Origin of the sequence: Rhodococcus sp. ARP2, assembly GCF_001029585.1 — a bacterium.
GTDB classification, from domain to species: domain Bacteria; phylum Actinomycetota; class Actinomycetes; order Mycobacteriales; family Mycobacteriaceae; genus Rhodococcus_F; species Rhodococcus_F erythropolis.
In genome coordinates, this window is record NZ_LEKE01000051.1 from 12598 (window position 1) to 29837 (window position 17240).

Consider the following 17240-nt stretch of genomic DNA (forward strand, 5'->3'; position numbering starts at 1 on the left):
GCAGGACATCATCACTTATCAGGATCACAGTCGTCGACCGTGGTTTCGTCGGCAACGAACAAACGAGGACTTCGTGAGTAGATACTTCGGGCCTTTGCGCCAATTGGGTTTTGTGGTCAACGACATCGACAGTGCGCTGAAGCATTGGATCGACGTTGTCGGCGTTGGCCCCTTCTTCTTCGTGGAGGACCAACCGTTGAACGACTTCGTCTTCCGTGGCAAGTCGAGTGCGCCTCGATTCAGTGTGGCGCTCGCGCACAGCGGAAGCGTGCAGATCGAGCTGATTCAACAACACAACGATGAGCCGTCGGCATTTCGCGAGTTCGCCGATCGCGGGCTCGAAGGACTTCAACATGTTGCCTACTGGACAACGGATTTCGATCGATATATGGAGGAATCCAAGAACCGAGGGCTCGTCGAATTGCAGAGTGGTAGGTCCGGTAGTGGCGCTCCGGACGAGCGATTCGTGTACTACGAGGACGGCCCGTATCCGGGAACAGTCATCGAAATCTCGGAGGTCAGCGGAAGGAAGGGTGATCTGTTTCGCGCAGTCGAGGCTGCATCGAAGGAGTGGGACGGGTCGAATCCCATTCGCGACATGAGGAAGGTGCTGTAGTCGTGAGTAGGAAGGTAGCGATCGTCACTGGTGGCGCATCGGGGATCGGCCTGGCAACGTGCAAACGATTCGCCGACTTGGGTTGGAATGTCATCTCTGCCGACCTGTCGCATACATCCGGAGACACTGCGCCAGAACCAGATACACGGACAGTCGGCGTTCGAGTGGATGTCACCGATGAGGGGGATATCCGACGGCTTCGCGACGTCGCCGAAAAGCTGTTCGGTCGTGTCGACACGGTTGTGACCTCGGCGGGAACCGCGGACAACGCGCCGATCCGGCACACCACACCCGATCGATTCAGGCGAACCCTCGAGCTGAACCTCGTTTCCACGTTTGCGGTGGTCAGGGAGTTCGTGGATCTGCTCGCCGGAGATGGCGGCGGATCGGTGGTGACAATTGCCTCGGTTTCCGGCCTACGCGGCAGCGTAGACCGTGCCGCGTATTCCGCCTCGAAAGGTGGCGTGGTCGCGTTGACCACACAACTCGCGATCGAGCTCGCCGGCGAGGGGATCCGAGTCAATTGTGTTGCACCGGGTTCGACGCGGACACCGCTTGCAAGTCGGGCCCAGAGCCCTGAAATGCAGAGCGCCATCTTGCAGTCGATCCCGTTGAGCCGTTACGCGGAGCCGGCTGAGATTGCCGAAGTCGTGACCTTTGTCGCTGGTCCCGGCGCCGGTTTCGTGACGGGTCAGACGTGGACGGTCGACGGAGGTCAGTCGATGACAGCCGGTTGGAATCTTGCGAAGGAGCGACATGACTCTTGACGCAACGTCCAATACAACGGAGAAACCGGTAATCATCGGAGTGCACGTCAACGAGAACACCATGCGCGCACCCAATCCCCACATTCCGTGGACGCCCAGCGAAATAGCCGACACTGCTCGCGCTTGTGAGGATGCGGGGGCGTCGTTGATGCATTTTCACGGTCGAGCCGTGGACGGCGGCGTGGATCACTCGGCGGCGACCTACGGAGAGATCGTCGAGCGGGTTCGGGCGGTATCGAATCTGCTGCTTGCGCCGTCGATGGCCAATGTTCCCGGCTACACGATAGATGAGCGGCTGTCGAATCTTGCCCCGAACCAAAGTGATCCGAAACGACGTTCCGACTTCTTGGTCGTCGATATGGGCTGTGCGGCGATGGACTTGATCGATGCGACGACAGGCTTGTTCGCAACCGATTCCAGGGTCTTCGTCAACGACACTCGAACACAGATCGAGTTACTTTCGCGCGCTGGTGAATTGGGTCTGGTGCCGTATCAGACGTCATTCAACGTGAGTTGGACGCGCGCGATCTTCGCCCACGCAAGGGTGCGGAATCCGTCGTCACCATTGGTGATCGCTTTCATTCTCGGTGGTGACGAGTTTCCGGCTGCACATCCGGCGACAGCAGCAGGGCTACGTGCGCAACTGGACCTCCTGCCGACTGATCTTCCAGTGGAGTGGATCGTCTCGGCCTACCGAGGCAATGTTCTTGCAGCAGCGGAGGAGTCGATCAAGCGCGGGGGCCATGTAGCAATCGGTGCCGGTGACTACCACTACGAAGAACTGGGATACCCCTCCACACCTGATCTGGTCGCCGAAGTTGTTTCGATCGCTCGGCGGTACGGGCGTGAACCCGCAAGTCCTGATCAGGCACGTCGAATTCTAGGGGTGGATGTCCATGCGAGTAGTTGAAACCGAAGGTGCCGAACCTACTTTGGTTCATTCCTCTAACGGAAAGAGAGTGTGGATCATGGATTCGATTGCGTTTGCTTCCTCGGCTCAGGCCGGTGATGTGATCGTGACCGGATCACACGGAGGGACGAGTGCTGGAGAGTACGCCGTCGGGTTCGGGGTTCGTGTTGTGGTGTGCAATGACGCCGGCATAGGGAAGAACAAGGCAGGAATCGCAGGTTTGGCTGCGATCGACGCCCAGAAGATCGTCGGCATTGCAGTCGGACACGAGAGTTCGCGTATCGGAGATGGCAAGGACGTGTGGGAGTGCGGCATCGTGACGTATGCCAATCCGACTGCAGTCGCAGCGGGTGTGCGTGTGGGCAGCCGCGTTTCCGAAGAAGTGCTGGCACTGATAGAGAGGAGCGTCGACTGATGTTTCGGAACATTGTCGGTGTGGAGAACGGTAGACAGATTGTCGTCATGGACAGTATGTCGCAGATCGAACGGTCGGACCGCGACCGCATCGTCGTTGCGGCATCCAACGGCGGTCAAGAGTCAGGGCGGATGGCGATTGCGACGGGCTGTGCGTTGGCTGTGCTGAACGATGCCGGAATCGGCAAGGACAACGCGGGGATCATCGGAATCGTCCGCATGGGAGATTCGGGACTTGCCGGCGTAGCGGTCAGTCACGACTCTGCCGAGATCAGCAATGGAATGGATATGTGGCACAACGGAACTGTTTCGTATGTCAACGAGCCCGCAGCGGCGGCTGGGATACGGGTCGGTGACAACGTTCGCACGTGTGTGAGTGCGTTTGCGGTTCGCTTCCCTGTCGGCCCAATGTCGGCGTCCGAGAGTTCGTCATGATCGGCCATGTGGTCAACCGGCCCGAGGATGTAGTCCGCGAAGCGCTCGAAGGACTTCAGATCCTGCACCCGGAAATGCTCTCCTACCACCGAGATCCGTTGTTTGTGACTCGCGCGGTTGTCGCCCGAGACAAAGTTGTGTTGGTCTCAGGTGGCGGGGCCGGGCATGAGCCGTTACACGCGGAGTTCGTCGGATCCGGCATGTTGGACGCCGCAGTTCCTGGGTCGGTCTTCGCCAGTCCCACAGCCTTTCAGATCCGTGCTGCGGTCAATGCTGTCGAGACCGGACGGGGTGCACTTCTCATCGTGAAGAACTACACCGGAGACAAACTGAATTTCTCGATCGCGGCCGAGTTACTCGGAACTGAGCGGCAAGTGGAGATCGTGATGGTCGACGACGACCTCGCGACGACGACTGCAGACGAGGGTGGACCTGGACGTCGTGGTACCGCTGCGGTAATCGCCGTGGAGAAGATTTGTGGGGCGGCCGCGGAACGGCACTGGGCGCTTTCCGAGATCGCTGACCTGGGGCGCCGGGTGGTGGCGGCGTCGGCGACGTTGGGTGCAGCTTTCCGCTCGTGCACGGCTCCCGGACAGGATCGTCCGTCCTTCGAACTGGCGCCGGGGGAGATGGAGTTCGGCATCGGAATCCATGGCGAGCGTGGACGTGAGACGCGTCCGACGGTTCCTGCCGCCGAACTCGTGGCGCAGTTGTCGGAGCCGATCCTCGATGCTGTCGGGGTGGAGCGCGGGGATGGTGTGATAGCGATAGTGAATGGGCTAGGGGCAACCCATGGACTCGAATTATCGATTGCCACTGCAGAATTGAAGTCTTTCCTCGGGGATGCCGGTATCGGTTTGGATCGGGTGATTGCAGGTTCTTTCGTCACTGCATTGGATATGCACGGGCTCTCTATCACCCTTCTCCGTTCGACCGAGGAGTTTCTGGATCTTTGGGATGCAACGGTACGCACTCCCGCACTCGCTTGGTAACTCGAATATGCACTACTGAAAAGAGTTTCATGATGACAACGTTGAGCGTTGGGGACACTCGGGCGTGGATCGATCGATTTGCCGACGCCGCCGAAGATCAATTCGATTCCCTCACAGATTTGGACCGGCTTGTCGGAGACGGCGATTTCGGAATGAATCTGCGGACGGGCCTGCGAAGTGCGGTGCAACGACTTCGTTCCGACCCGCCGACCAGTCCTGGTGAAGTGTTCGCCCGTACGTCGGATGCGTTTCTCGGCATCGGTGGGACAAGCGGACCACTTCTCGGTCTGTGGTTCGGCCGGATCGGAGCAGTCTCTGGAGTTGAAGTGACCGCAACAGACTTGGCTTCTGCCCTAGGTACGGCGACAGCTGCGGTGCAGCGTCTCGGCAATGCCCAGGTGGGTCACAAGACCATGGTCGACGCCATGGTCCCCGCAACCAGCGCATTGACCGAGGCGGCAGTCAGCGGGGCAACCTTGTCTGCTGCCTTGAGCTCTGCGGCCACGGCTGCGAGGCTCGGCGCCGAATCGACTCGCGCGATGCTCGCCCGCCGCGGACGCGCGACCTACGTGGGAGAACACGCCAGGGGCGTCGAGGACCCTGGGGCATCGGCGATTGCCATGTTCTTCGCCGCATCCAGCTACAAGAGCGTTCCGGCATGAGCGATCTGCGAGACAAGGTCATCGTCACAGTTGCCCCGACGGGTGGCTTCCTCACTGTTGCCGACAATCCGTTCATTCCGACTCAGCCTGAGCAGATTGCGGCGGATGTGGCACGCTGCCACAGCGCTGGAGCCAGCGTGGCAGCACTTCATGCTCGACGACCGGACGATCAAGCGACCTGTGATGCCGCAATCTATCGGCGGATGAATACGCTTGTCCGCCAAAGCTGCGACATCGTGATCAACAACTCGACCGGCGGCGGAGTCAACGGTGACATGGTGAGTGTTCGCAGTGACGGAACGCGCGTCGTGGACTGGGACGCGAGGCTGCAGGGCCTGCATGGCGGAGCAGACACATGCACGCTCGATGCCATCACGGCCTATGTGACATCACCGGTCGGTGAGGTACTGATGGACACGCCGCCCAGTCGTGCCGCCGAACTGGCAGCGTCAATGCGCGAACTAGGAATCAAACCTGAATGGGAGGCCTTCAGCCCGTCACATCTGCTCCAGGAGATACGTACGTTGACCGAAGAGCAGCCTGGCCCGCACCTCGTCAATCTTGTACTGGGACTTGATCGAACTTTTCAGAATGCGATGCCGTACTCCCCGCAGATCTTGCAGCAGATGGTGGAACACCTACCGGAGAAATCGGTCTTCTCCGTGAGCATCAGCGGGCCAGATCAACTGCGTGGTCTGACTCATGCACTCGTGCTCGGTGGGCACGTGCGTGTGGGAATCGAAGACTATCCGTTTCTCGCGAATGGGGAGCCGGCCGAGAACGTTCGTTTGGTGGAGAACATCGTCGACATCGTCCAGCGACTCGGAATGCAGCCTGCAACACCTGGGGAGGCAAGGGCAATCCTTGGTTTGGAGGGTTCGGATGAGTAGAACACCGACGAGTAGAACACTTCGCTCGCAGGATTGGTTCGGAGGCAATGATCTCAATGCATTCATCCACCGCTCGTGGATGAAGAACCAGGGTATCCCTGATCGGATGTTCGACGGCCGACCGGTTATCGGTATCTGCAACACGTATTCCGAGCTCACGCCGTGCAACGCTCACTTCAGAGATCTGGCCGAGCAGGTGCGACTGGGTGTCATCGAAGCGGGCGGATTTCCAGTTGAGTTTCCGGTGATGTCATTGGGTGAGACGATCATCCGCCCCACCACGATGCTCTATCGGAACCTCGTCAGCATGGACGTGGAGGAGTCGATTCGAGCCAATCCGATCGACGGCGTCGTACTGCTCTGCGGCTGCGACAAAACCACCCCGGCGCTGGTAATGGGCGCAGCCAGTTGTGACCTTCCCACCATTGTCGTATCCGGTGGGCCCATGTTGAACGGCCGCCATCAAGGTAAAACTGTCGGATCTGGAACCTCGGTGTTCGAGATGAGTGAAGCAGTGCGAGCGGGGTGCATGAGCGAATGTGAGTTCAGAGCAGCGGAATCGGCGATGTCTCGATCGCCTGGTCACTGCAACACTATGGGCACCGCGTCGACGATGGCTTCGATTGTCGAGACTTTGGGCCTCACGCTGCCCGGTAATGCTGCGATCCCGGCAGTGGATTCACGGCGACGTGTACTTGCACGCGACAGCGGCGTGAGAATCGTGGAGATGGTCGTCGAGAACCTGACGATGTCTTCGGTCGTCGACCGAAATTCATTCGAGAATGCGATCAAGGTGAACACGGCTATCGGTGGGTCCACCAACGCTGTGGTGCACTTGCTTGCCATCGCCGGGAGGCTGGAAATTCCCCTCGAACTCAGCGATTTCGGGGAGCAGAGTCGTGACGTTCCCCTGCTGGTCAACCTCATGCCTTCGGGTACCTATTTGATGGAAGATTTCTTCTACGCAGGCGGACTGCCCGCGGTGATCGCCGAGCTCGGAGACATCCTCCATCTGGATGCCGCCACGGTTACCGGAAAGACTCTCGGTGAGAACAACTCCGGCGAAACGATTTGGGATGACGACGTAATTCGTAGCACGGCGGCACCGTTGCTGGAGCAAGCCGGCATAGCGGTATTGACCGGCAATCTCGCGCCGAACGGTGCAGTGATCAAGCCGTCTGCGGCGTCGCCCGAGTTGCTCAGCCACGTGGGTCGTGCGGTCGTGTTTCACGGAATGGACGACTTCTCGGCGCGCGTCGACTCGCCGGATCTCGACATCGAAGCCGACGACGTCATCGTCCTCACCGGTGCTGGGCCGAAGGGGTTTCCGGGTATGCCAGAGGTAGGTAATCTGCCACTCCCTCGAAGGCTGCTCGAGCAGGGTGTGCGAGACATGGTCAGGATCTCGGATGCGCGAATGAGCGGAACAGCCTTCGGCACAGTCGTTTTGCACGTTGCGCCTGAAGCGGGAGCCGGTGGGCCTCTCGGCGCGGTCAGGGATGGTGATTTGATCGAGTTGGATGTTGCTCGTGGAGTCTTGCGTGTACTCGTCGACGACGACGAGCTGGCCAGGCGTCTCGAGGCGTTGCCGCCACGCGTACAAAAGAGTACGAGTGGGTATCAACGACTGTTCGTGGATCATGTGATGCAGGCCGACCGCGGAGTCGATTTCGATTTCCTGGTGGGCAGGCGTGGAACGGAGGTACACGGTGACAATCACTGAGCGTGTCGGCCGAGTCGTGGTCGTGACCGGTGCAGGGTCGGGACTCGGCCGCGCAATGGCCAGAGGTCTACTCGATGCAGGACACCACGTTGTATTGGCTGGTCGAAACAGCGTGAGCTTGGAAGCGACAGGTGGGGGTCACGAGCGTGCAGTGGTAATTCCCGCTGATGTGTCCTCGCCCGAATCGGTTCACCGGTTGTTCACATCCGTGACTGAGCGTTTCGGCAGACTCGATGTGCTTGTCAACAACGCAGGGACATTCGGGCCGTCGGGGAGTGTGGACGAGATCGATCCTGAAGCGTGGAAGGCGACAGTCGCAGCCAATCTCACCGGCGTATTCCTTTGTGCGCGTGAAGCGATTCGTATCATGAAAACACAGGATCCGAGAGGAGGCCGGATCATCAACAACGGGTCGCTCTCCGCTCACACGCCCCGGCCTGACAGTGCCGCCTACACCGCGACCAAACACGGTGTGTCAGGTTTGACGAAGTCGATCTCTCTCGACGGCCGAGAATTCGACATCTGTTGCAGTCAAATCGACATCGGCAATGCGGCAACTGACATGACAGCCGGAATCGGCCACTCGGCACGACAAGCTGACGGCACCACCAGGCCCGAGCCGACATTCGATCCTCGTCATGTCGCGAACACCGTTGTGCAACTGATAGATCTACCACTCGACGTGAATGTCCCGACTCTGACGATCATGGCAAACCGGATGCCGTACGTCGGGCGCGGTTGACGGCGTCAGCGTCGTTGTAGGACAGGGCGGACGACGGACTGGGCGCTCGAGAGATCGCGTGAGATGGCGATTGCCGTCGTCCGCACCGCCGCGTCGATACGGGTCAGATTGATTCGGCCTGCCATACCGGAAATGGAGATGGCGCCGAGGACGTCTTCGTCCGGGCCGAATATTGGTGCTGCGGCGCCGACGATCCGGGGAAATGCTTCCTGGCGGTCGAAGGCGACACCACGCTTGCGAACACGATCCAGTTCTCGGTGGAAGAGTTCGGGGTCGGTGATGGTGTTCTCGGTGTGTGCTTCGAGGACAGTGGGCATCGTGAAATCCCGAGAGTTGGTGAACGCCAATACTGCTTTGCCGGAACAACTTGCGTGTGCAGGCCACCGACCACCGATTTGCTGCGGAAGGCGTGGTCCGTCGTCGCCACGGAAGACATCAAGGTAAACCACGTCGAAACCGTCCAATACAGCGAGTCCCACGTTGTGCCCCGTTGCTTCACGCAAGGCCGAAAGGTGGCGCCGCGCTGCTTCGCGGAGGTTTCGCTGCCGTGGAACAGATTCGCCGATCTCGAACAGGAGGAGACCCAAGCGGTAGTTGGTTCCTTGCCGTTCGAGCAACCCGACTCGGACGAGATCGTCGACCATTCGATACACCGTTGTTTTGGCCATGCCTGTCCGTCGAACAAGCGCGGCTGCGCTGAGAACGCCTGAGCTGTCACGAAAAGTCTTCAGGATCTCGGTGGAACGACCAATTGCGGAAACCTCGCCATCGGCCCGATGAATGGGACTCACCGAACTATTCTGTCTGCCTGATGCGCGATTGTCGAGGGGCAATCGCGCATCAGATCACGCAGGTCTTCCGGTGATGGGATCGCCGGATATCGTCACGACTCGCACACCACGTCTTCGGCGGGCAGTGAGCCGTCGAGCAGGTACGAGTTGACGGCGGCGTTTGCGCAAGTATTCGCGTAGCCGGGGAACACCGCATGAGTGCGGCCTGGAACTGTCACGAGCCGTGAACCTTTCATCGCTTCATGCATGCCGAGGCCTTCGTCGTACGTCGTGCGGGTGTCACCGGTTGCCTGGATCTGCAATGCCGGAACATTGTTGTCGATGTCGATCCGCTTCGGGGCCTCACTGCGCCAGAACGCGCAGGGCATGATCGTGTTGTGCGTACCGGCGAAGATCGGCTGATCACCACGGTGCTCCTCCAACTTGTTGCGATACCACGCGGGATCGCTCGGCATCGACACGTCTCCGCAGACAATGGCGATTGTTCCGGCATAGTCAGGGCCGGTCCCCAATTCGGTCTGGAACCATGCCTGCATCAGTCCCGTCAGCTGGGGATGGATGTCCTCGACGGTCTTGCCTGCGGCGAGTTCGCGCAACTGAACCAATACCTGCGCGAATGCCTCGCTTTCCTTTTCGGTGTCCCCGGTTCCGTTGACGTACATCAGGAATGGAAGGACGTGATCGTCGACGGCGTAGTCACCGATCTGAATCGGAGTGGTGGCCGCGTCCGAGATCAGCTTCTCGATGAGGGCGCGAACTTCGGCGGGCGTCGATCCGAGTGCATAGGTGGAATTGCGTTCTGCTGCCCACTGTGAGAATCCGTCGATCGCTTTCTCGTTGGCCGGGCCCATGTCCTGGAACATCTCGTATCCGTATTTCTTCGGGTCCGGTGCACTGTCGAGAACCACACGGTCGATCCTGTCTGGGAACATTTGAGCATAGGTCGCACCAAGATATGTGCCGTACGACCACCCGACGTACGACGCCTTCTCCTGGTCGAGGGCGCCACGAATCACGTCGAGGTCGCGGGCGATGTTCTGAGTATTGATGTGCGGCAGATAGTCCGGGTACTTGTCCCAGCATGTGTCAGCGGCTTCGCGTGCGAGCGCAACACTTTCGTTCCACCCTTCCTCTGTGGTACCCGGTGAACGCATCCATGTCATCTGCTCGACGCCGCAGTCGATCGGCGTGCTCTTGCCGAGCCCTCGGGTGTCCATGCCGATGACGTCGTATGCCGCTGCGACTTCCGGTGTCATCCCGGCATTCAGAATCTCGGGCAATCCCAGTCCTCGGCCACCCGGGCCACCAGGGTTGGTGAGCAGGATCCCGCGTCGCTGTGCAGGGTCGGTGGATGCGACCCGCGAGATCGCCACTTCGATCGTCTTGCCGTCAGGGGCGGAATAGTCCAAAGGTACTGTGACCATGGCACAGTCACTTGCCGTCGATGTTCCGGTGTCTGTGGCGCATGGCCCCCATTCGACATCCTGGTCGTAGAACGCGCTGAGATTCGATTGTGGATCTTCCTGCGGAGCAGCAGGATCCGAGCACGCCGCCAGCGCAGGTACGGCGAGTGCGGCAGCGGCGATTGTGGTAGCCAGCCACTTTCGTGGTCGAGGCGTGCGTGATCTGGGCATGATGGATCCAGTCATTGTCGTGTCGTGTCCTTGTTTCGAGCCCATTTTCGGGCAGCGTTGATCACCCCACTTCCGATGTGGGGATTCAGTGGCGGAGTTTCAGGGTCGAGACTGGCGGGCAGCGAACTCGGCCGCTACAGCCTTCGCGAATCTTTCCTGGGTCGGGGTTCTTCGATCTGCTTGGTGCTCGCGCAGCACCGCTACCAACCGGGTGGGTGAAGGGCGTTCCGGTGCGGCCTGTTCAGGAAGCACTCTCTCGGTGAAATCGCAGAACTGAATGGCAAGGGCCGCAATCGTGTCGGCGTCCGCCGGAGCGTCGGTGAGGGCGTACATGCGAGTAATCAATTCGATTGCCTGCTTGCGGTTCGGCTTCGCCAACGCCCGGCGGTGTGCGCTCAGGAGTGAATCGCAGACTTCGGGATCACCCCCGGAGACGGTGAGCGCGAGGATCAGGAGTTCGCGCTCGTTGTCGATCCACGCTGTCGGTGCACCGGCAACGACATACTGTGCGAGCACTTCCGAAAACGCGTCGGGTAGTTCGGGATCGGCGTTGCGGCGTAGCGACTCGATGTGAGCACGTTGAACCGCGATCTGTTCGGCCTTGGCTGCCAGTTCCTTGTCGAGTGCGTCGAGTGCGGACCGGGTGTCGTGAGCGTCGCCGTCGAGCAGTTCGGCGATCTTGGCAACAGGAATCCCCAGATCGCGCAGGCGGCGGATGCGGCTCAGTCGTGCCAGGTCCACCGCCCGGTACATGCGGTAGCCGTTGGGTTGGCGTTGTGGTTCTTCGAGAAGCCCGTTCGAGTGGTAGTAGCGCACGGATCTGACGGTGGTGCCGGCCAGATTCGCCAGCTCGCCGATGGTCATCATCGCCTCGCCCTCCCGTTTGTCGATTCGGATTTCGTCTGTGGAAACCATTCTCCAACCCTGACGCGGCGTCAGGGTCAAGGTGCGCGCCGGAGAACGTGACCGTTGACACGTTAAGGGCATAGCCTTAATCTGGATTTTGTCCGTTACGACATCGTCGATTCCGAGGAAGTGCCTTGATGGCTACCCTTTTGCCTGCGGCAACGATCTTTCCGATCCCCACCGATCCGCTTGCTGCCTATGGTCCACTTGTCGCTCGCCGGAATCCCGAGTCCGTAGTTCCGGCGCCGTACGAACACTTTGCGGTCAAGGCGGTCACGCCGACGATCGGAGCGGAAATCTCCGGCATTCGACTCGGTGGGGACCTGTCTGATGCCGTGATTGCGGAACTTCGCCGCGCTCTCCTCGAATGGAAAGTCCTCTTCTTTCGGGATCAGGACCTCGGCCGAGCAGAACATCGAGCTTTTGCCGAGCGTTGGGGCGATCTCGAACAGCATCCGTTCTTCAAGTACACGCAGCCAGGGCAGACGGACGTCGATGTCACGACGCTGGCCAAGGATGCGATGGTCGGCGGCGTCGAGAACAACTGGCACAACGACGTGACGTGGCACGAGTTTCCTTCATTTGCAGCCGTACTTCGTGCAGTCGAGGTGCCAGAGGTGGGTGGTGACACGTTGTGGGCTGACACCGCTGCTGCCTACGATCTGCTTCCGGAAGACGTCAAGAAGCGTATCGACCCGCTTGTTGCAGAACATGATTGGATCAACTCGTTCGGCAGGTCGATGCCGGCGGATGCGGTCGAGATGTTGCGTCCGAAGTTCCCTGCGGTGCAGCATCCGGTGGTTCGGGTCATTCCGGAAAGCGGCAGGCGGGTGTTGTTCGTCAACATGACCTTCACGCAACGGATCTTGGGCGTATCCGAAGAGGAATCGAACGAACTTCTCACGATGCTGTATCGCCACGTCAATCGTCCGGAATTCCAGGTCCGACTGAAGTGGGAGCCGAATACTGTTGCCTTCTGGGACAATCGGACCTGCCAGCATTACGCGGCCAGTGACTACTTCCCGGCTCGTCGTGTGATGGATCGAATCTCGATTGTCGGCGATCGGCCAGTGGGCGTCGGGGACTGATACGACGCTCAGCGCCTCACGATGTCTACTACGAATAGTAGTAACGCACCTCACATAGTTTTTCGACGCCTTGTCGATATGATTTCGACAAGGCGTCGATAAAAGTCGGCGTGACTCGCACCGACGACTTTGGAGCTTCCCGAATGTTCCTCGCCCTGCGTGAACTGTGGTTTGCGCGAAACCGATTCCTCTTGATGGGCGCCGTGGTTGCCCTCATCTCGATCTTGATGGTGATCCTGTCCGGCCTCTCGTCCGGCCTGGTCAACGACGGTGTCTCCGCTTTGCAGCGGACGCCGATCCAGGCGTTTGCCTTCGCCCCGGACACCAAAGCCGACTCGGCGTTTTCGCGCTCGGTCGTCACCGAAGAGCAGGCGCAGGCATGGCGCATGCAACCCGATGTCCAAGACGCCGAGCTCTTCGGCAACATGATCGTCAATGCAAAAACTCGCAGTGGCACGCCTGTCGATCTCACGCTCTTCGGTATCGAACCTGGCTCCTTCCTCGAGCCCGTCACCGCCGACGGGAGGGGACTGCAAGCCGACACGGACATCATCGTCAGCTCTACCTTCCGTGATGATGGTGTTGCGATCGGTGACACGGTGATACTCGATCGACTCGGTACGGAGCTGACAGTTGTCGGATTCACCGAAGACAAGCGCACTTTCGGGCACGTAGACGTCGCCTACCTGCCCCTGCGTACCTGGCAGGAGGTTCACGCCGGTGCCAAGATCGGCGAAACCGCCAACGCCAGTGCCTATTCCGAAGCGAGTGTCGTTGCGATTCGGGGCCTGGACGATGTAGTGCCGGACCTCGTGTCGGGAGATGCGGCGGCGGGAACGTCTGCAAAGACGCTCGAGGAATCTTTCGACTCCTCACCGGGCTTCTCCGCGGAAATGATGACAATGTCGATGATCAAGGCGTTTCTGTACGCGATCTCCGCACTGGTCGTCGGCGCATTCTTCAGTATCTGGACAGTTCAGCGTGGTCGCGAACTCGCAGTGTTGCGTGCGATGGGAGCCTCCACCGGCTTTCTGCTTCGCGACGGCATGGCACAGGCACTGGTAGTGCTGCTTGGTTCCATCGGCATCGGTGTGTTGCTGGGCTTGGGGCTCGGCTCGGGACTCGAAGGCGGTGGGATGCCGTTCGCTCTGGAGTCCGGCCCTGTCGTCAACGGCGCAGTGCTCTTGGCGGTACTCGGGCTGATCGGCGCAGCCGTTTCCATCGTCCGCGTTACGCGTGTCAACCCGCTCACCGCATTGGGGGAAAACCGATGACCACAGTCGAAAAAACCACTACCGGACTGGTATTGACCGCTGTCAGTCTTCGATTCGGTGACGGTGACTCCACAGTGCTCGCCCTCGACAACGTGGACCTCGAGGTCGCGGGCGGCGAACTCGTCGCGATCGTCGGGCCGTCAGGGGCTGGAAAGTCGAGCTTGCTCGCTGTGGCCGGCGGACTCGGTCGGCCGTCGAGTGGAACGATTGTCATCGACGGCGTCGACGTGTCGGCGATGCCGGCCCGTGCATTGGCCAAACTTCGACGAGACAAGGTCGGCTTCGTCTTTCAATCCGGCAATCTGATTCCAGCGCTGACGGCGCGCGATCAGCTTCGGCTGATTCCCAAGCTCACGGGGCGGCCGGGGCGCGATCCCGAGGAATTGCTCGACTCGGTCGGTATGAGCCACCGTGCGGATCGTCGACCTGGTCAACTCTCCGGCGGCGAACGACAGCGCGTCGGAATCGCTCGGGCATTGATGAGCAATCCCTCGCTACTGCTCGTCGACGAACCGACGGCTGCTCTCGACCGAAAACGTAGCCATGAGGTGGTTGAACTGCTCTCGCGCGAAACTCACGAGGCCGGCGTCGCTACGATCATGGTGACCCACGATCACGACGTGCTCGGGCACTGCGACCGCATCCTCGAAATGGTTGACGGTCGATTGCGTCAGAGCGAGTAAGCCCGCAAGGGGACTGGAGGAGATTCGGTGCCGAGGATCGATGCCCCCACTGTGGTCGAGCATCGTGCTGCTCAGCGGCGTGCCCTCCTCGACGCTGCACACGCTCTTCTGTCCGAGACCCCGGACCGGCCGCCGGGGCTCGGTGAGGTGGCAGCGAAGGCCGGGCTCGCCAGGTCGAGTGCCTACCACTACTTCCGGTCCCGAGAAGATCTCCTCAGTGCCGTCGTCGAAGACATGTTCCCGCGCTGGAACGACAAGATCGTCGAGGCGATGGCAGGCGCAGACGATCCGGTATGGGCGTACGTCGAGGCAAACCTCCAGCTGGTTGCCGACGGGGAGCATGCGATAGTCGGAGCGCTGGCGACGCTGACCCCGCAAACGTTTCGAGATTCGCGGATCATGGAAATGCACGACAGTCTTGTGCTTCCGCTTGTCGAGGCCCTTCGCCTCCGTGGCGTGTCGGACCCGAAGCTCACCGCCAAGTTGATCAACTCGCTGGTGCATACGGGTACTGAACTGATCGAATCCGGTTGCAGCATGGACGAAGTCAGGTCCGCCGTGCGTGAGGTCCTCGCGTGACGGGCAGCCTCAGGCCGTAATCAGATCCATCCGAAGGTACTCGGTGATGCGGAGCAGTCTCGGGGGTTGGGACACATCTGAGGAAAGTGCTTGAAATGCTTCGTCTTTCGTGACGAGGCGCGGGGCGCCAAGGCGCACCTCCGTCTCGTCGACCGACAGTCGAGCGCTTCCCGCTTTCAAGACGTTCTGCACCCAGTCCGAGCCTGATCCGTACACCAGAATGAAGACATAGCCACCCTCGACCGGATAGGCGTCGAGAGGTGTCCGGTAGGTCGTGCCGGATGTGCGTCCGACGTGTGTCAGTACCGGCCATTTCCCGCTCGAGATCGCACGAGGATTGAACACTCGCTTGTTGACATGTCCCCACCATCTCGGCATCGGCATTGCGGTCTCCCTTCGCGAGCGCCTTACGAACGTAAGGCTGACTTACACCTGTAAGGGTGACTTACGGATGTAAGGTTGTCAACGTATTCGTTCCTCGGAGGGGAGTCTGTGTGTCACGGCAACCGCGACAGTCGCTGAACAGGACTCGCGTGATCGAGGGTGCGATCCGCGTTGCCGACGCGGGTGGTGTCGAGGCCGTCACGATGCGACGGGTGGCCCAGGAGTTGGGCATCGAGGCGATGTCGCTCTACCACCACGTTCCCAACAAAGATGCGATTCTCGACGGCGTCGTCGATGCGGTCTTCGAGGCGATCGACCTACCCGACGGCGAGTGTGCGGATTGGCGAGATGCAATCCGTGGACGCGCCTTTTCCGCTCGCACAGTCCTGTCGCAGCACCGTTGGGCTCTCGGTTTGCTGGATTCGCGACGCAACCCTGGCTCGGCGACCCTGCGTCATCTCGACGCTGTGCTCGGAGTGCTCCGGAAGGCCGGGTTCACACTCCCGATGGCCGCCCACGGAGTCTCGCTGATCGACAGCTACATCGGCGGATATGTTCTCCAGGAGGCGAATCTGCCGATCAGCGGGCCCGTCGACGTCGAAGAAGTTGCGAGTGACATCCTCGAGCACCTTCCGGCTGGAGAGTTGCCCTTCCTTCACGAGATGATCGTCGATCACGGTCTGAGTCCGGCTTACGACCACACGCGTGAGTTCGCCTACGGTCTCGATCTCATCCTCGATGCGCTGGAGGCGCGCCGATGCTAGCGCCGAACCGGCACGTGCTTGGTGACTATCCGGTGGATCAGGCGAGCAGCGGTCCGGGCAGTGCGATTGTCGATGTCGAGGCTCGGGTTCAGTTCGGCGACATCGAGAACCGCGAGCTTTCCGCTGGATGTGACTCGATCACATACGTATTGGATTGCTTCCAGGCTGACGCCGTAGGCCGCGGGTGCGCTGACGCCCGGCGCCACGGCGGCGGGAAGCACGTCGAGGTCGATGGTCAGGTAGACCAGATCGACGTCGTCGAGGAAGTCTGCGAGGAACTGATCCACGACGCCTCGACCGATCACTCCGCATTCTTCGTCGAGCAGATAGCGAACGCCAAGGCGGTGAGCCGTGTCGAACAGAGCAGTGGTGTTGCTCGGTTGGCTGATTCCGATCACGCTGTACTGATGTGAGGTGCCTGCCGCGGCTTCGTCCTCGGCGATCTGACGAAAAGGCGTGCCGGAACTGGGGATCGGGTCGCCACGTAGATCGAAGTGCGCATCCAAGTTGAGGATTCCGAGTTTGGCTCCGGCTGTTCGCAACTCGGAGCCCGCGACGCCGAGGTATGTACCGTAGGCGATTTCGTGTCCTCCCCCGAGAACCACGGGGAAGTGTCCCGAATCGAGCGCGGCACTGACGGCGTTCCCGAGTGCGGACTGACCGGCCTCGAGTTCTTCACCCGACACGGCAACGGTTCCCGCGTCCTGAATCTGCAGTGGTTCGGCCAGCGCCATGGAGGCCAACCCCGCTCGCAATGCGTCCGGGCCATCCGCGGCGCCGCGGCGGCCGTTGTTGCGGCGGACTCCTTCGTCGCTGGAGAATCCGATCAGAACACAGTCGCCGGGAGCTGTTTCGGCTGAATACGGTTGCACGGCATGATGCCACCGCAGATGCTCGGCAGTGGTGCCGTCGGAGCGCCCGGTCCACGGCTTGGGTTCGATGTCGACTGCGATCTGATTTGCCACGACGGCCTCCCGGTGAGTGTA

At 60.5% G+C, this 17240-nt stretch carries 20 protein-coding genes; 15 read left to right on the top strand and 5 right to left on the bottom strand.

Annotated elements, in window-relative coordinates; translation table 11 throughout:
- The first annotated feature begins 73 nt into the window (after nucleotides 1–73).
- Genes ABX74_RS12375 through ABX74_RS12420 form a run of 10 tightly spaced genes read left to right on the top strand, consistent with a single transcriptional unit; the run spans nucleotide 74 to nucleotide 8151 of the window.
- Nucleotides 74–616, top strand: a complete 543-nt coding sequence (locus tag ABX74_RS12375; RefSeq protein WP_020909194.1) for a VOC family protein — start codon at nucleotides 74–76, stop codon at nucleotides 614–616.
- A 2-nt stretch (nucleotides 617–618) separates the two neighbouring features.
- On the top strand, nucleotides 619–1383 hold the full coding sequence (locus tag ABX74_RS12380) for an SDR family NAD(P)-dependent oxidoreductase (RefSeq protein ID WP_019745367.1): 765 nt from the start codon (nucleotides 619–621) through the stop codon (nucleotides 1381–1383).
- The gene (locus ABX74_RS12385; protein WP_019745366.1) at nucleotides 1373–2293 is read left to right on the top strand and encodes a 3-keto-5-aminohexanoate cleavage protein; all 921 of its coding nucleotides are present in this window, start codon (nucleotides 1373–1375) and stop codon (nucleotides 2291–2293) included. The genes ABX74_RS12380 and ABX74_RS12385 overlap by 11 nt, the downstream gene beginning before the upstream one ends.
- 58 nt (nucleotides 2294–2351) lie before the next feature.
- The gene (locus ABX74_RS12390) at nucleotides 2352–2708 is read left to right on the top strand and encodes a hypothetical protein (protein ID WP_127160019.1); all 357 of its coding nucleotides are present in this window, start codon (nucleotides 2352–2354) and stop codon (nucleotides 2706–2708) included.
- Nucleotides 2708–3142, top strand: coding sequence for a hypothetical protein (locus ABX74_RS12395; RefSeq protein ID WP_020909192.1), 435 nt, complete (start codon nucleotides 2708–2710; stop codon nucleotides 3140–3142). Before ABX74_RS12390 ends, ABX74_RS12395 begins: the two co-directional genes overlap by 1 nt.
- The gene (locus tag ABX74_RS12400) at nucleotides 3139–4134 is read left to right on the top strand and encodes a dihydroxyacetone kinase subunit DhaK (protein WP_029256297.1); all 996 of its coding nucleotides are present in this window, start codon (nucleotides 3139–3141) and stop codon (nucleotides 4132–4134) included. The genes ABX74_RS12395 and ABX74_RS12400 overlap by 4 nt, the downstream gene beginning before the upstream one ends.
- A gap of 29 nt (nucleotides 4135–4163) precedes the next feature.
- A complete protein-coding gene (gene dhaL, locus ABX74_RS12405; protein ID WP_020909190.1) occupies nucleotides 4164–4796 on the top strand; it encodes a dihydroxyacetone kinase subunit DhaL in 633 nt (210 codons plus the stop codon).
- Nucleotides 4793–5686, top strand: coding sequence for a 3-keto-5-aminohexanoate cleavage protein (locus ABX74_RS12410; protein WP_020909189.1), 894 nt, complete (start codon nucleotides 4793–4795; stop codon nucleotides 5684–5686). The genes dhaL and ABX74_RS12410 overlap by 4 nt, the downstream gene beginning before the upstream one ends.
- Nucleotides 5679–7409: an IlvD/Edd family dehydratase gene (locus tag ABX74_RS12415; protein ID WP_029256295.1), complete on the top strand. Its 1731-nt coding sequence runs from the start codon at nucleotides 5679–5681 to the stop codon at nucleotides 7407–7409. Before ABX74_RS12410 ends, ABX74_RS12415 begins: the two co-directional genes overlap by 8 nt.
- Nucleotides 7396–8151 carry an SDR family oxidoreductase gene (locus ABX74_RS12420; RefSeq protein ID WP_047888940.1) on the top strand — a complete coding sequence of 252 codons (756 nt, stop codon included), beginning with the start codon at nucleotides 7396–7398 and terminating at the stop codon, nucleotides 8149–8151. The genes ABX74_RS12415 and ABX74_RS12420 overlap by 14 nt, the downstream gene beginning before the upstream one ends.
- A 5-nt stretch (nucleotides 8152–8156) precedes the next feature.
- Here the strand turns inward: ABX74_RS12420 and ABX74_RS12425 are convergent, their stop codons facing one another.
- The 3 genes from ABX74_RS12425 to ABX74_RS12435 form a co-directional block, all read right to left on the bottom strand.
- The gene (locus ABX74_RS12425; RefSeq protein WP_019745363.1) at nucleotides 8157–8942 is read right to left on the bottom strand and encodes an IclR family transcriptional regulator; all 786 of its coding nucleotides are present in this window, start codon (nucleotides 8940–8942) and stop codon (nucleotides 8157–8159) included.
- 92 nt (nucleotides 8943–9034) lie between these two features.
- Nucleotides 9035–10591, bottom strand: a complete 1557-nt coding sequence (locus ABX74_RS12430) for an alpha/beta fold hydrolase (protein ID WP_047888941.1) — start codon at nucleotides 10589–10591, stop codon at nucleotides 9035–9037.
- A gap of 84 nt (nucleotides 10592–10675) precedes the next feature.
- Nucleotides 10676–11491, bottom strand: a complete 816-nt coding sequence (locus ABX74_RS12435) for a MerR family transcriptional regulator (protein ID WP_019745361.1) — start codon at nucleotides 11489–11491, stop codon at nucleotides 10676–10678.
- 128 nt (nucleotides 11492–11619) lie between these two features.
- On the opposite strand from ABX74_RS12435, the gene ABX74_RS12440 reads away from it, so the two are divergent.
- From ABX74_RS12440 to ABX74_RS12455, 4 genes are all read left to right on the top strand, one after another.
- Nucleotides 11620–12570: a TauD/TfdA dioxygenase family protein gene (locus tag ABX74_RS12440; RefSeq protein WP_020970840.1), complete on the top strand. Its 951-nt coding sequence runs from the start codon at nucleotides 11620–11622 to the stop codon at nucleotides 12568–12570.
- Between the two features lie 143 nt (nucleotides 12571–12713).
- Nucleotides 12714–13844 (top strand): ABC transporter permease, encoded by a 1131-nt coding sequence (locus tag ABX74_RS12445; RefSeq protein ID WP_031330803.1) that lies wholly within the window; start codon nucleotides 12714–12716, stop codon nucleotides 13842–13844.
- Nucleotides 13841–14527, top strand: coding sequence for an ABC transporter ATP-binding protein (locus ABX74_RS12450; protein WP_021331951.1), 687 nt, complete (start codon nucleotides 13841–13843; stop codon nucleotides 14525–14527). Before ABX74_RS12445 ends, ABX74_RS12450 begins: the two co-directional genes overlap by 4 nt.
- A 27-nt stretch (nucleotides 14528–14554) precedes the next feature.
- On the top strand, nucleotides 14555–15106 hold the full coding sequence (locus ABX74_RS12455) for a TetR/AcrR family transcriptional regulator (RefSeq protein WP_021331952.1): 552 nt from the start codon (nucleotides 14555–14557) through the stop codon (nucleotides 15104–15106).
- Between the two features lie 9 nt (nucleotides 15107–15115).
- Here ABX74_RS12455 and ABX74_RS12460 read toward each other — a convergent pair whose 3' ends face one another.
- The gene (locus ABX74_RS12460; protein ID WP_021331953.1) at nucleotides 15116–15490 is read right to left on the bottom strand and encodes a nitroreductase family deazaflavin-dependent oxidoreductase; all 375 of its coding nucleotides are present in this window, start codon (nucleotides 15488–15490) and stop codon (nucleotides 15116–15118) included.
- A gap of 110 nt (nucleotides 15491–15600) precedes the next feature.
- Here ABX74_RS12460 and ABX74_RS12465 point away from each other — a divergent pair, with 110 nt between their 5' ends.
- Nucleotides 15601–16254, top strand: a complete 654-nt coding sequence (locus tag ABX74_RS12465; protein ID WP_053062026.1) for a TetR/AcrR family transcriptional regulator — start codon at nucleotides 15601–15603, stop codon at nucleotides 16252–16254.
- On the opposite strand, the gene hutG is transcribed toward ABX74_RS12465, so the two are convergent.
- Nucleotides 16251–17219, bottom strand: a complete 969-nt coding sequence (gene hutG / locus ABX74_RS12470) for a formimidoylglutamase (RefSeq protein ID WP_020909181.1) — start codon at nucleotides 17217–17219, stop codon at nucleotides 16251–16253. The two genes, ABX74_RS12465 and hutG, sit on opposite strands and share 4 nt — an antisense overlap.
- Nucleotides 17220–17240: the final 21 nt, after the last annotated feature.